Origin of the sequence: Pseudoalteromonas distincta (assembly GCF_000814675.1) — a bacterium.
Classification (GTDB): Bacteria; Pseudomonadota; Gammaproteobacteria; order Enterobacterales; family Alteromonadaceae; genus Pseudoalteromonas; species Pseudoalteromonas distincta.
In genome coordinates, this window is the sequence record NZ_JWIG01000006.1 from 1 (window position 1) to 12,657 (window position 12,657).

Annotated in this window: 14 protein-coding genes; 8 read left to right on the top strand and 6 right to left on the bottom strand. The window is 40.1% G+C overall.

The features are described 5' to 3' along the window. Positions 1–6: 6 nt before the first annotated feature. Positions 7–1,335, top strand: a complete 1,329-nt coding sequence (locus QT16_RS04795; protein WP_039486826.1) for an IS4 family transposase — start codon at positions 7–9, stop codon at positions 1,333–1,335. Positions 1,336–1,379: 44 nt separating this feature from the next. On the opposite strand, the gene serA is transcribed toward QT16_RS04795, so the two are convergent. The 5 genes from serA to metK form a co-directional block, all read right to left on the bottom strand. Beyond that, entirely contained in the window at positions 1,380–2,609 is a 1,230-nt protein-coding gene (gene serA, locus QT16_RS04800; RefSeq protein ID WP_024595232.1) for a phosphoglycerate dehydrogenase, read from the bottom strand. A gap of 9 nt (positions 2,610–2,618) precedes the next feature. Further along, positions 2,619–3,272 (bottom strand): ribose-5-phosphate isomerase RpiA, encoded by a 654-nt coding sequence (gene rpiA / locus QT16_RS04805; protein ID WP_002958979.1) that lies wholly within the window; start codon positions 3,270–3,272, stop codon positions 2,619–2,621. Positions 3,273–3,325: 53 nt separating this feature from the next. Next, positions 3,326–3,922, bottom strand: a complete 597-nt coding sequence (locus QT16_RS04810) for a 5-formyltetrahydrofolate cyclo-ligase (RefSeq protein ID WP_039486700.1) — start codon at positions 3,920–3,922, stop codon at positions 3,326–3,328. A gap of 18 nt (positions 3,923–3,940) precedes the next feature. Then, positions 3,941–4,489, bottom strand: coding sequence for a hypothetical protein (locus QT16_RS04815; protein ID WP_024595234.1), 549 nt, complete (start codon positions 4,487–4,489; stop codon positions 3,941–3,943). 175 nt (positions 4,490–4,664) lie between these two features. Then, positions 4,665–5,816, bottom strand: coding sequence for a methionine adenosyltransferase (metK, locus tag QT16_RS04820; RefSeq protein WP_002958976.1), 1,152 nt, complete (start codon positions 5,814–5,816; stop codon positions 4,665–4,667). Positions 5,817–6,120: 304 nt separating this feature from the next. On the opposite strand from metK, the gene tkt reads away from it, so the two are divergent. The 7 genes from tkt to QT16_RS04855 all read left to right on the top strand — a co-directional run bounded on the left by tkt (position 6,121) and on the right by QT16_RS04855 (position 11,761). Continuing rightward, the gene (gene tkt / locus QT16_RS04825) at positions 6,121–8,112 is read left to right on the top strand and encodes a transketolase (protein WP_039486703.1); all 1,992 of its coding nucleotides are present in this window, start codon (positions 6,121–6,123) and stop codon (positions 8,110–8,112) included. A gap of 184 nt (positions 8,113–8,296) precedes the next feature. Then, entirely contained in the window at positions 8,297–8,611 is a 315-nt protein-coding gene (ppnP, locus tag QT16_RS04830; RefSeq protein WP_002958974.1) for a pyrimidine/purine nucleoside phosphorylase, read from the top strand. Positions 8,612–8,788: 177 nt separating this feature from the next. Further along, positions 8,789–9,145, top strand: coding sequence for a ribosome hibernation-promoting factor, HPF/YfiA family (gene hpf, locus QT16_RS04835; RefSeq protein ID WP_007376058.1), 357 nt, complete (start codon positions 8,789–8,791; stop codon positions 9,143–9,145). 202 nt (positions 9,146–9,347) lie between these two features. Then, positions 9,348–10,523, top strand: a complete 1,176-nt coding sequence (locus QT16_RS04840; RefSeq protein ID WP_152609337.1) for an NRAMP family divalent metal transporter — start codon at positions 9,348–9,350, stop codon at positions 10,521–10,523. 71 nt (positions 10,524–10,594) lie between these two features. Continuing rightward, entirely contained in the window at positions 10,595–11,050 is a 456-nt protein-coding gene (locus tag QT16_RS04845; protein ID WP_039486711.1) for a GNAT family N-acetyltransferase, read from the top strand. Between the two features lie 77 nt (positions 11,051–11,127). Continuing rightward, positions 11,128–11,460, top strand: coding sequence for a type II toxin-antitoxin system RelE/ParE family toxin (locus QT16_RS04850; protein ID WP_039486712.1), 333 nt, complete (start codon positions 11,128–11,130; stop codon positions 11,458–11,460). Then, positions 11,447–11,761: a helix-turn-helix domain-containing protein gene (locus tag QT16_RS04855; RefSeq protein WP_039486714.1), complete on the top strand. Its 315-nt coding sequence runs from the start codon at positions 11,447–11,449 to the stop codon at positions 11,759–11,761. Before QT16_RS04850 ends, QT16_RS04855 begins: the two co-directional genes overlap by 14 nt. 126 nt (positions 11,762–11,887) lie before the next feature. Here QT16_RS04855 and QT16_RS04860 read toward each other — a convergent pair whose 3' ends face one another. Further along, on the bottom strand, positions 11,888–12,649 hold the full coding sequence (locus QT16_RS04860) for a hypothetical protein (protein ID WP_039486717.1): 762 nt from the start codon (positions 12,647–12,649) through the stop codon (positions 11,888–11,890). Positions 12,650–12,657: the final 8 nt, after the last annotated feature.

A 12,657-nucleotide genomic window follows, 5' to 3' on the forward strand; every position in this document is an offset into this window, starting at 1 on the left:
TTTTTTGTGAATATAGAACAAGCACTGCAAGCAACACTTGAAGAAAGCAGCCGATACCATACCTTTGAAAAATTATCAGAAATTCTTGACCCTGAAATCATTGAACAAGGTTTTCAACAAGCAGGGATTGCAACCGTTCGTAAGCGAAGATTACCGCTTGAAGCCGTTTTGTGGTCAGTTATTGGCATGGCATTGTTTCGAAAAGAATCAGTTTGGAATATCGCTAATAAGCTAGATATCATGTTACCTGGCAAGAACCAACTCGTTGCTCCAAGTGCGATGGTACAGGCGAGACAAAGGTTAGGTGATGATTCCGTTAAACACGTTTTCAATAAATCTGCTCAATCAATGTATAAGCAACAGTCATTCGAAACATGGAATGGTTTGAACCTATTAGCTGTTGACGGTGTTGTGTGGCGAACAGCCGACACGCCTGATAATCGTAAAGCCTTCTCTTCAGGTAGCAACCAATACGGTGATACAGCCTTTCCTCAAATACGCATGGTCTGTCATATGGAATTGACCAGCCATCAACTTCTCAGTAGCGAGTTTGATAACTATAAAACCAACGAGATGAAATTAGCTGAGCGTTTAATTGAACGTACACCAGATAATTCACTGACTATGTTTGATAAAGGATATTATTCTTTAGGCCTGTTAAACCATTGGCACCAAACTGGGGAGATGAGGCACTGGCTGATACCAGCAAGGCCCGACTTACAGTATGAAATCATCTCCAGCGCGGGTAAAAATGACCATATCATTGAATTGAAAACCACAAAGCATGCACAAAAAAACTTTCCCGATGTTCCTGAAACGATTAAAGCGAGATTAATCAGCAAAACAATAAAGGGCAAAAGCTACCGTATATTAACCTCGATGACGGATAGATTGCGTTATCCAGGTAATGAAATTGTTGAATTATATTGTCATCGTTGGGAGATAGAACTTGGGTTTAGAGAAATCAAACAAACCATGCTTGATAGTGCATACCATTTAAGAAGTAAGCGTCCAGACATGGTGCGTCAGGAGCTATGGGCCGTGTTACTCGCCTATAATTTAATACGAAGAATAATGACGATGGCGGCGACAGTCACAGGGATATGGCCTAACCAGCTTAGTTTCTCTAGCAGTTCGATGGCTGTCATTCAGTATTTCTCGTCAGTATCTATAATGAGTCCAGGGAACATTCCAATACACTGGCAGCACTTACTCGATACACTGGTCTTATTTAAGCTTCCAGCTAGACGAGAGGATAGAAGATATCCCCGATGGGTTAAGCCAAAACCATCTAAGTATCCCCATAAAAAGAAAGATGCCAGTCAGCTTAACTGACTGGCATTAGTCCATAAGGACCCTTTTTTAATATCAAAGAATGATTAATGTAAAATACGTGCTCTAATTGTACCCTCAACAGCGCTTAGTTCTTTAAGTGCTACTTCAGATTGATCTGTATCAACATCAATAACTACATAACCAATAGATGCGTCTGTTTGTAGGTATTGCGCAGCAATATTAATACCGTGCTGTGCAAACGCTTGGTTAATTTGCGTTAGTACACCAGGGCGGTTGTGGTGTACGTGTAATAAACGGCTACGATTAGCAAGCTCAGGTAGCGATACTTCAGGGAAGTTAACCGCAGTAATAGTTGAGCCATTATCTGAATATTTAGCCAATTTACCCGCTACTTCAATACCAATGTTTTCTTGCGCTTCTTGTGTAGAACCACCAATGTGTGGCGTCAAAATAACATTGTCGAATTGGCGCAGTGGCGATACAAATTCTTCATCGTTAGATTTTGGCTCAGTAGGGAACACATCGATTGCTGCACCACTTAGTTTTTTCTCTGTAAGCGCTTCTGCAAGAGCATCAATATCAACAACAGTTCCGCGTGAGGCATTGATCAAAATAGACCCCTGCTTCATAACTGCAAGTTCTGCTGTACCAATAAGGTTTTTAGTTTGCGGTGTTTCTGGTACATGTAAGCTAATAATATCAGAGCGTTGTAACAGCTGAGTAAGGTTATGAACTTGTGTTGCATTACCCAGTGATAACTTATCTTCAATATCGTAAAACTCCACGTTCATACCGATATTTTCAGCCATAATACCTAGCTGAGTACCAATGTGACCGTAGCCAATAATACCTAATGTTTTACCACGTGCTTCAAACGAACCATTTGCTGTTTTTAACCAGCCACCACGATGAGCCGCTGCATTACGCTCTGGAATACCACGTAATAAAAGTAGTATTTCGCCAAGTACAAGTTCAGCAACTGAACGAGTATTAGAAAATGGAGCGTTAAATACAGCAATACCACGTTCGCGTGCTGCATCTAAATCAACTTGGTTTGTACCAATACAAAAACAACCAATAGCAACTAGCTTTTCAGCTGAGTCTAATACGGCTTGGTTAATATGAGTACGAGAACGAAGTCCTACAAAGTGAACATCTTTAATGCGCTCTTTAAGCTCGTCCTCAGGTAAGGATGTTTTAACGTAGTCGATATTGCTGTAACCGTTACGTTTTAGCGTTTCAACAGCGCTTTGGTGAACACCTTCAAGCAAGAGAATTTTAATTTTGTCTTTTGCTAACGATACCTTACTCATAACCTCATCCTATTTAATTTGTGGCCCATTTTTGGTACCGATAATCACTTTATCAGCACCTCTCATCGCAAATAGGCCGTTGGTAACTACGCCAACAATTGAATTTATTTGTGTTTCAAGTTGTTTGGCATTGGTAATTTTTAAGTTAAATACATCTAATATAACGTTACCATTATCGGTAACTACGCCTTGGCGATAAACAGGGTCACCACCAAGTTTTAATAATTCTCGTGCAACGTAGCTGCGCGCCATTGGAATAACTTCTACCGGAAGCGGGAAGTCGCCCAATGTATCTACCAGCTTTGTGTCATCAACAATACACACAAACTGTTTTGCAACTGCTGCTACTATTTTTTCACGTGTTAGCGCAGCGCCGCCGCCTTTAATCATTTCGTTTTGAGCGTTTATTTCGTCAGCGCCGTCAACGTATACATCTAAAGCATCAACGTTATTAAGTTCAAACACTTCAATACCTAACGCTTCCAAACGTGCAGTTGACGCTTCTGAGCTTGATACAGCGCCTACAATAGTGTCCTTTACTGAGCCAAGGGCATCAATAAAGTGATTAACAGTAGAGCCTGTACCGACACCTACAATGGTGTTTTCTTTTACAAACTCGAGTGCTGCCCAAGCAGCTGCTTTTTTTAATTCGTCTTGTGTCATTGCTTTGTGCTCATGTATGTCAGAAATATGCGGCTAGTAACCAAAATTAAATGTTACCAACAGTATGTTTTATCTGGTGTGATAATAGTTTCAAGTGGTACGTCCCACGACTCGATTGGTAGAGCATCAACTTTTTGGCATTCATGTGCAAGGCCAATTAGTTGCGGTTTTTGCCAATTTTGTTCATGTAAACGCGCCAATGTCCGGTCGTAAAACCCACCTCCCATTCCTAGGCGATTACCTTGTTTATCAAATGCAACTAATGGCATAAGGAGGTAATCAAGCGCTGGTAATGGGCATATTTGAGAGCAGTTCAGCTTAGGCTCCAAGATACCATAGCGATTTGCCCTCATGGGTGAGTTTTTCTCATAGCGCTGAAATAGTAAATTAGCGCCATTGAATGGGTGTATTATAGGTAGATAAACAACGTGGTTTAAGTTCCATAATTCTTTAATTAACAATGAAGTGTCTAGTTCTCCGTCGTTACTTAAATAAATGGCAATATGCTTTGAATTCGTTGTGTTTTCGCTTTTTAAGTGTTGAATAAAATTCATTTTTAGCGATTGCGCAGCAATTATTTGCTGATTATTTGACAAGTTTTTACGGGTGTTACGAATTTCAGCTCTTATTTGTGCGCGTTTATTGCTCATTAAACTAATTAGCCATTTTTAAAAAGAGAATAAATCGGGAAAAATTAAAAAAACAGCCAGTACGACTAGCAAAATGGTAGCAGTTGCAATCAATGAATATAAAAGTAAGTTACTGCGTTTTTTAGGAGTCGCTAAATCCTCATCTAGCATTAGGTCGTCATTTTGCCATTCGTCTACACTTTCGTCTGGTGTATTTAATTGAGCTTCAGGAAGGCGTTGCTCTAGCTCATCTAGCTTTTCTTCAAGGCGTATTAAGCTGCTAGTGATGTAATCAAGTGCATCAAAAATACGTTCATCACGTTGGTTGTTATTTGCAGCTGCGGGGGAGCTATTTTGAATCGCATTTGAAACAGCTTGCAGCTTACTTTTAATACCTAGGCTTGCTAATAACTTAGTCTGTTTTAACGCTTTGTCTTTATCGCTTGGCGCAAACAGCGGCTTACCTTTAAAAAAAAGAGCTACTTTTTCATCTGACGTTTTTAATTTTGCAGCTAAGTTTGCGCACGCTGTTTTTATGTCAACGTTATCGGCAAGTCCTGCAAATATAACGCGAAAGTTATCGGCCATTTAACTATCCCTAAAGCTTTTATAATGAAATGAGTATATACCTAAAGTACAAAAGAATTCGAGGTTGATTTTATAGTTATTTTGTAGACGTACTACAAACAATGTAACTGATAAGTTTTAGATACAAAAACGGCCCTATTAAGGGCCGTTTTTAATTTACTTCAACACTTTTAGCTTAAAGGCCAGCAGCTGCACGAAGTGCATCAGCTTTATCTGTACGTTCCCAAGGGAATTCGTCACGACCAAAGTGGCCGTAAGCCGCTGTAGGAAGGTAGATAGGGCGCTCTAAATCAAGCATTTGAATTAAGCCGTAAGGGCGCAGGTCAAAGTGTTCACGAATAAGCTCGATTAAACGGCTTTCTTCTAACTTGCTTGTACCAAACGTTTCAACGCTGATAGATGTAGGCTCTGCAACACCGATTGCGTAAGAAACTTGTAATTCACATTTATCAGCAAGACCAGCCGCAACTACGTTTTTAGCAACGTAACGTGCAGCGTATGCAGCTGAGCGGTCAACTTTTGATGGATCTTTACCAGAGAAAGCACCACCACCGTGACGAGCCATACCACCGTATGTATCAACGATGATTTTACGACCTGTTAGACCACAATCGCCCATTGGTCCGCCAATTACAAAGCGACCCGTTGGGTTAATGAAAAATTTAGTCGCGCTTGTAATAAGCTCTGCAGGAAGTACCGGCTTGATGATAGTTTCCATCACCGCTTCTACTAAATCTTTTTGCGAAATGTCTTCGCTGTGCTGAGTAGATAGTACTACTGCATCAATACCTACTGGCTTACCATTTTCGTATGCAAAAGTAACTTGAGATTTTGCATCTGGACGTAACCAGTTAAGCTCGCCGCTTTTACGTACTTGCGCTTGGCGCTGTACTAAACGGTGTGAGTAAGTAATTGGCGCAGGCATTAGCACTTCTGTTTCGTTACATGCGTAACCAAACATAAGACCTTGGTCGCCAGCACCTTGTTCTTCTGGGCTAGTACGGTCAACACCTTGGTTAATGTCAGGAGACTGTTTACCAATAGTGTTTAAAATTGCACATGAATCTGCATCGAAACCCATGTCTGAATGCGTGTAGCCAATTTCACGTACTGTTTTACGTGTAATTTCTTCAATATCAACCCATGCGCTAGTAGTGATTTCACCACCAACCATAACCATACCTGTTTTTACGTAAGTTTCGCACGCAACACGGGCATGAGAGTCTTGCTCTAGGATAGCATCAAGTACCGCATCAGAGATTTGATCGGCGATTTTATCCGGATGACCTTCAGAAACTGATTCAGAAGTAAATAAATGTTTTGCCATTGTATTTCTGCTCACAAATATTGCGCTTCACAAACGTCGGTATTAGCGCTAAAAAATTAAGGGGCGTATTTTATCGAAAACAAAACACCTTGCATAGTGTTTTTACGCCTAGACGTCTAAATAAAATTACTAATAACTTTTTGGTCTTAAAAAATATTCATAATGCCTCACTTTTATAGGGTTTTTAATTGCACACAGCCCCCACAATAAGTAAGAATGGTCGATATAAACAAACCCAAGTTACTTGGGTGCATAAACAAACACATAAATACCCGCGCAAATACACATAAAGGTAGGAGAATTCATGCCATCTCGCAAAGAACTTGCAAATGCTATTCGCGTCTTGTCAATGGACGCAGTACAAAAGGCCAAATCTGGTCACCCTGGAGCCCCTATGGGCATGGCTGATATCGCAGAAGTATTATGGCGCGATTATCTAAAACACAACCCAACAAATCCAGAGTGGGCTGACCGTGACAGATTTATTCTTTCAAACGGCCACGGTTCAATGCTTATCTATTCTCTATTGCATCTAAGTGGTTACGACTTACCACTGGACGAAATTAAAAACTTCCGTCAAATGCATTCTAAAACACCAGGTCACCCTGAATATGGCTATGCACCAGGAATCGAAACTACTACGGGTCCATTAGGTCAAGGGATCACAAATGCCGTAGGTATGGCAATTGCTGAAAAGGCGCTAGCTGCACAGTTTAACCGTGAAGGTCACGATATTGTTGATCACTTTACCTATGCATTTATGGGCGATGGCTGCCTTATGGAAGGTATTTCTCATGAAGCAGGTTCACTTGCAGGCACATTAGGTCTGGGTAAACTTGTTGCATTTTGGGATGACAACGGCATTTCAATCGATGGTGAAGTAGAAGGTTGGTTTACAGATGACACGCCAGCTCGCTTTAAAGCATACGGTTGGCATGTAATCAGTGGTGTTGATGGCCACGACAGCGATGCTATAAGTGCTGCAATTGCAGAAGCTAAAAGTGTTACCGATAAACCATCACTAATTTGTTGTAAGACAATTATTGGTTACGGCTCACCTAATAAATCTGGTAGCCACGATTGTCACGGTGCACCACTAGGTGATGACGAAATTAAAGCGTCTCGCGAATTCTTAGGTTGGACTGGCGATGCGTTCGAAATTCCTGATGATATTTACGCACAATGGGATAGCAAAGAAAAAGGTCAGCAGCTTGAATCAAGCTGGGACGAAAAATTTGCAGCATACGCAAAAGCATACCCAGAGCTTGCGGCTGAATACAAGCGTCGTATTAATAACGAACTGCCTGGCGATTGGGCTGAAAAATCTCAAGCGTACATTGAGCAATTACAAGCAAACCCTGCAAACCCAGCGTCTCGTAAAGCATCGCAAAATGCATTAAACGCATTTGGTCCGTTATTACCAGAATTTATGGGTGGTTCAGCCGATTTAGCAGGCTCAAACTTAACAATTTGGGATGGTTCTAAAGGCTTAACACACGACGATGCAAGCGGTAACTACATTTACTACGGTGTACGTGAGTTTGGTATGTCGGCAATTATGAATGGTATTGCCCTTCATAAAGGCTTTATTCCTTACGGTGCTACGTTCTTAATGTTTGTTGAATATGCAAAAAATGCCGTACGTATGGCTGCATTAATGAAGCAACCAAGCATTTTTGTATACACGCACGATTCAATCGGTTTAGGTGAAGATGGTCCAACTCACCAACCAGTAGAGCAAATTGCAAGCATGCGTTTAACGCCTAACTTATACAACTGGCGCCCATGTGATCAAGTTGAGTCGGCAATTGCATGGCAACAAGCTATTGAGCGTAAAGACGGTCCTACATCGTTAATCTTTACTCGCCAAGGTCTTGAGCAACAAGCGCGTGACGCACAGCAATTAATCGATGTTAAAAAGGGTGGTTACATCCTTAGCTGTGACGGCAATCCAGAGATTATTTTCATTGCAACGGGTTCTGAAGTGCAACTAGCACAAGATTCAGCAACTGAGCTACGCAGCCAAGGTAAAAAGGTACGTGTTGTATCTATGCCATGTACTGATGCCTTTGAAGATCAAAGCGCAGAGTACAAAGAAAGCGTATTACCGGCATCTGTTACACGCCGCGTAGCAGTAGAAGCAGGTATTGCTGACTACTGGTACAAGTACGTAGGTCTAAATGGCGCAGTAGTAGGTATGACTACTTTTGGTGAGTCAGCACCTGCTGGTGAGCTGTTTGAGCACTTTGGCTTTACAGTGGCAAACATTGTAAGCAAAGCAAACGAGCTTTTTTAATCGCTTTGATCAAATAAAGTAAGTAATTGAAAAACCCGCACATGTTGCGGGTTTTTTTATGCCCTAACATGAAGCAACTTCACCTTGAACAATGCTGCTTTCCTTGCAAGAAAGTAAGCTATCAGGCAAGGTAGTGCGATAAAATTTATAAATAAAAATCTTAAATTAATAGCAGGAGCTAAAAATGCCAAAGTTCGATAACGTGAGTGTAGTAAAAAAAGCCAATGTATATTTTGACGGAAAAGTGTCGAGCCGTACCGTTATTTTAGGTGATGGCGAAGCGAAAACGTTAGGCTTTATGCAACCAGGTGAGTTTGTTTTTGATACAAACCAAAAAGAATGCATGGAGCTTTTAGCTGGCCAATGGGATATTTTATTACCAGGGGCAAGTGAGTGGAAAACATTTAACGCGGGTGAATCGTTTAATGTTGATGCAAATGTAAGCTTTAAAGTAAAAGTATCTGATTTTGCTGACTACTGTTGTTCGTACACAGATTAATCAATACAGCTAGACGTCTGAAAGCCCATGCACTATGGGCTTTGCATAAACTTTGCACAACGCATGATTTAAATCACCAAAAACCGCAAATAAACCTCAAATATCTCTCTTTTTTCCTTGTGTTAATCTAAATAGCCCCCAATACTATTTATGAGGTAACAAATAAAAGGATACCCTATGAAAATTAATCTTTCTGGTCACCATGTTGAAGTTACTGACTCTATTAGAGAGCACATCAACGAAAAATTTTCAAAAATCGAGAGCCACTTTCCATCGCTTATTGCACTCGATATTATTTTGTCTAAAGAGCATCATAAAATCCAAGCTGAAATTAGCACTAATTACGAAGGCACGCGCATATCGGTAAAAGGGGAAAACGAAGTTATGTACCCAGCCATTGCAAGCGCAGCTAAAAAACTCGATGCGGCACTAAAACATCGAAAAGGGCAGATAAAAGCAAACTTACACGAAAAGCCTGTTAGCACTACACCTGAAATCGCACACGAGATCATCCAAGAGATGGATCTTAAATAAAATTTAGTTCCAAAGTATTGTAAAAAAGAGCCGTATGGCTCTTTTTTATTGCCTGTAATTTAGGTAAGTTATGCGTTCTTGCAGTTTATTAATTAAAAAAATTAATAAAAAGAACACACAACACACATATTTTGAGAAATTAATGCACACAACAAAAGCAGTATGGAAGTCTCGACTAGGTGCGCTTGGGCCTGGAATACTCATGGCAACAGCCGCTATTGGCGGATCTCACCTAGTTGCCTCTACGCAAGCTGGAGCAATATTTGGCTGGCAACTATTTTGGCTAATCCTCGTTGTTAATGTTTTAAAATATCCATTTTTTCGCTTTGGTATGGAATACACACTCGCCACTAAAAATAGCCTAGTGGAGGGCTACAAAAGCAAAGGCCCGTTTTATTTTTACAGTTTTATTGGCTTAAACATTGTTGCCGCTGTTGTTAATACCGCCGGCGTATTACTGCTTACCGCAAGCTTACTGCATTACGCCTTACCCGTGGTTATTGAAGTAACCTTGCTTTGTTGGATCCTGCTGGGGGTATGTTTAGTTATATTGCTACTTGGACACTTTAAAGCGCTAGATAACGTTGCCAAAGGCATTATGGGGCTGCTTACGCTCGCTACTTTGATTGCCCTTGCCATTGCATTTAGTAACGGCCCAATGGCACCTGCTGATTATGTGGGCCCTTCACCGTATGAACTTGCCATGCTTAGCTTTATGGTGGCTTTAATGGGCTGGATGCCAGCCCCTATCGAAATATCTGCATTAAGTTCTTTATGGCTAAAAGAAAAACAAGCGCAACAAACAGTTTCTAAAAGCCAAGGCTTGTTCGATTTTAACGTAGGTTACTGGCTTACAGCTGGCTTAGCCTTGGTATTTTTTAGCTTAGGTGTATTAGTGCAGTACGGGCAAACCAGTAGTATAGAGCTCGGTGGCGTCGCGTTTGCCAAGCAGCTTATTGATATGTACGCATTAACAATAGGCGAGTGGGCAAGGCCGCTTGTATCAGCAATCGCCTTTTTATGTATGTTTGGTACTACACTTACCGTGCTTGATGGCTACGCCCGTACGCTTAACGAATCCCATAAACTACTTGGCTTTGGGCAATCAAAACACAGCTTAAATATTTGGTTAATACTACAAGCACTTGCCGGTATGGCCGTTATTTTATTTTTTAAATCAGCCCTTGGCCCCATGCTTACGTTTGCCATGACGCTTTCATTTGTTACAACGCCTGTATTTGCATGGCTTAACTTTAGCCTTGTGCGCTCAGAGCCTGCTATAAAGCACAGCGTGCTATTACGTAGTTTAACGTGGTTAGGGCTAGTGTATTTAGTTGGGTTTGCAGTTGCGTTTGTAGTATGGAAACTAGCAGCCTAAATAGAGCCACTTACTTTAGGGTTTTAATTAAAGCCCTAAAGCATTAAATTCTAGGATTAAACGAGGTATAAATGGATATTAGAATAGGTGAGCTTTCAAACCCACACGTTATAAAGTTACTACAAGCGCATCATAACGATATGCTAAAACACTCACCCGTTGAGAGCGTGCATGCACTTGATGTGAGTAAACTCACTCAGCCCGACATAACTTTTTATAGCTTATGGATTGATAATAATTTAGCGGGTGTTGGCGCTTTAAAAGCACTAAATACAACGCATGGCGAAATTAAATCAATGCGCACATCAAGCAACTATTTACGCCAAGGCATCGCTGCTAAATTGCTCACGCATATTATTGAGCAAGCAACTTTGCGAGGTTACAAAAAGTTAAGCTTAGAGACCGGCACGGCAAAGGCATTTTTGCCCGCACAAAAGCTTTACACTCAATTTGGTTTTAAAAAATGCGAACCCTTTGGTGATTATGAGTTAGATCCTTACAGCTTGTTTATGAGTAAAGCGCTTTAGCTAAAGCAAGAGATACCTGCGCCAATCGTTTAAAATCTTTAATTGAATTTATACGCTATCTGCGTATACTTTAATGTATGAAAAGCCTATTTGTTGAATCAAACATATTCGAAAAGTACCGAGAGTTGTACTTGAGTGATGACGAGTATCGTTTATTTCAAGCAGATCTAATGGTTAACCCAAAACAGGGCGATGTTATTCAAGGAACAGGCGGCTTACGTAAAATACGAGTTGCGAGCAAAGGAAAGGGTAAGCGTGGTGGTTCAAGAGTTATATATTATTACTTGGACGATAAAAGACGTTTTTATTTGCTCACTATTTACAGTAAAAACGAAGTCACCGATTTAACAGCAGATCAGAAAAAGCAATTAAAAGAATTCTTAGAGGTGTGGCGCAATGAGCAAACGTGATTTATTTTCAGAATTAACTACAGCACTTGTGGACGCTAAAGCGCATTCACAAGGTAAGCTTACGTTACGTTCTCATGCAGTAAAGGATATCAACGATCTTGCTATCTCACCTGATGAAATAGTAAATATTCGAGAAACATTTAATATGTCGCGTGGTGTGTTTGCTAACATTCTTCATACTTCAGCAAGAACGCTTGAAAACTGGGAACAAGGGCGAAGCGCACCAAATGGGCAAGCAATTACCTTGTTAAAGCTTGTGCAGCGACATCCTGAAACATTGAACCATATAGCTGAGTTGTAGGGTTTTAATAAGGTAGTGCGGACTGGATGCTTGCTCGTATATTTATTATTTATTGAAAAATGAACTGGTCATGCAAGAAGTTAATTTTATGTAGTGAGCGAAAAATGAATTTCGAATACGAAAAAGTTAGTCGTCACAATAAACATCGCTGAATTTATATTTTCCTTCGTATTTTTTAAAAAGTTTCGATTCTTTTAGTTTAGGTAAGTCCAAAATATCTAGATCATTTTCAGCCACTGTTTTTGATAGAAGCTTATACCTTGGTGAAATAGTTTCGTAAAACTCTGCGGTATTTATCTCTATGCTTTTTATAAGCCCTAAAGCTTCGTTGCCCCAGCTAACTAAAGATGAGTTGACTAATGCTGCGTTTTTATATTTTATTTGCTCTTTTTTTAAGGTGCCATGAGCGCGATATTTCTCTTCATAATCCCGAATACTCGCCTCCCTAGCTGTTTTTATTCTAGAAAGCTCAGCTTGCAAAGATGCATCAGGTAAACTTCTTTCATCAGCAATTTTAAAAGATTCAGCATCATCATATTCTGAAAGTCTCAAATGTTCATATAGATCGAAAATTTGAACTTGAGATTCTCTAAGCTCAAAAGAGATACAGTAAAAAGAAGATATATCATTTAGCAAAATAGCGCTTAAGTTGTATTTTTTTTCATTAACCCAAGTGTTTCTTACTTTCCAAGCTATACAGGCTAAAGCGATAGTTGCTACCATTATTACAAAGGTACTGATAGAAGTTATCCAGTTAGCAAGGCTATCCTGTTTAAATTTGCTCAGTAATATATCCATAATTGAATTCGTAGAAATACCCACGATAAATCCAATTAATATGAGAAGAGTACAAACAAGCCATTCATTTGAATAAATACTTTTTTTCATGTTATTCC

What these genes read in the sequence shown, in the direction of transcription:
- rpiA (WP_002958979.1), bottom strand. Translation starts at nt 3,272, where the DNA reads ATGACACAAGACGAATTAAAAAAAGCAGCTGCTTGGGCAGCACTCGAG.
- QT16_RS04850 (WP_039486712.1), top strand. Translation starts at nt 11,128, where the DNA reads ATGAAAAGCCTATTTGTTGAATCAAACATATTCGAAAAGTACCGAGAG.
- metK (WP_002958976.1), bottom strand. Translation starts at nt 5,816, where the DNA reads ATGGCAAAACATTTATTTACTTCTGAATCAGTTTCTGAAGGTCATCCG.
- QT16_RS04860 (WP_039486717.1), bottom strand. Translation starts at nt 12,649, where the DNA reads ATGAAAAAAAGTATTTATTCAAATGAATGGCTTGTTTGTACTCTTCTC.
- QT16_RS04810 (WP_039486700.1), bottom strand. Translation starts at nt 3,922, where the DNA reads ATGAGCAATAAACGCGCACAAATAAGAGCTGAAATTCGTAACACCCGT.
- QT16_RS04855 (WP_039486714.1), top strand. Translation starts at nt 11,447, where the DNA reads ATGAGCAAACGTGATTTATTTTCAGAATTAACTACAGCACTTGTGGAC.
- QT16_RS04840 (WP_152609337.1), top strand. Translation starts at nt 9,348, where the DNA reads ATGGCAACAGCCGCTATTGGCGGATCTCACCTAGTTGCCTCTACGCAA.
- QT16_RS04815 (WP_024595234.1), bottom strand. Translation starts at nt 4,489, where the DNA reads ATGGCCGATAACTTTCGCGTTATATTTGCAGGACTTGCCGATAACGTT.
- ppnP (WP_002958974.1), top strand. Translation starts at nt 8,297, where the DNA reads ATGCCAAAGTTCGATAACGTGAGTGTAGTAAAAAAAGCCAATGTATAT.
- serA (WP_024595232.1), bottom strand. Translation starts at nt 2,609, where the DNA reads ATGAGTAAGGTATCGTTAGCAAAAGACAAAATTAAAATTCTCTTGCTT.
- hpf (WP_007376058.1), top strand. Translation starts at nt 8,789, where the DNA reads ATGAAAATTAATCTTTCTGGTCACCATGTTGAAGTTACTGACTCTATT.
- tkt (WP_039486703.1), top strand. Translation starts at nt 6,121, where the DNA reads ATGCCATCTCGCAAAGAACTTGCAAATGCTATTCGCGTCTTGTCAATG.
- QT16_RS04845 (WP_039486711.1), top strand. Translation starts at nt 10,595, where the DNA reads ATGGATATTAGAATAGGTGAGCTTTCAAACCCACACGTTATAAAGTTA.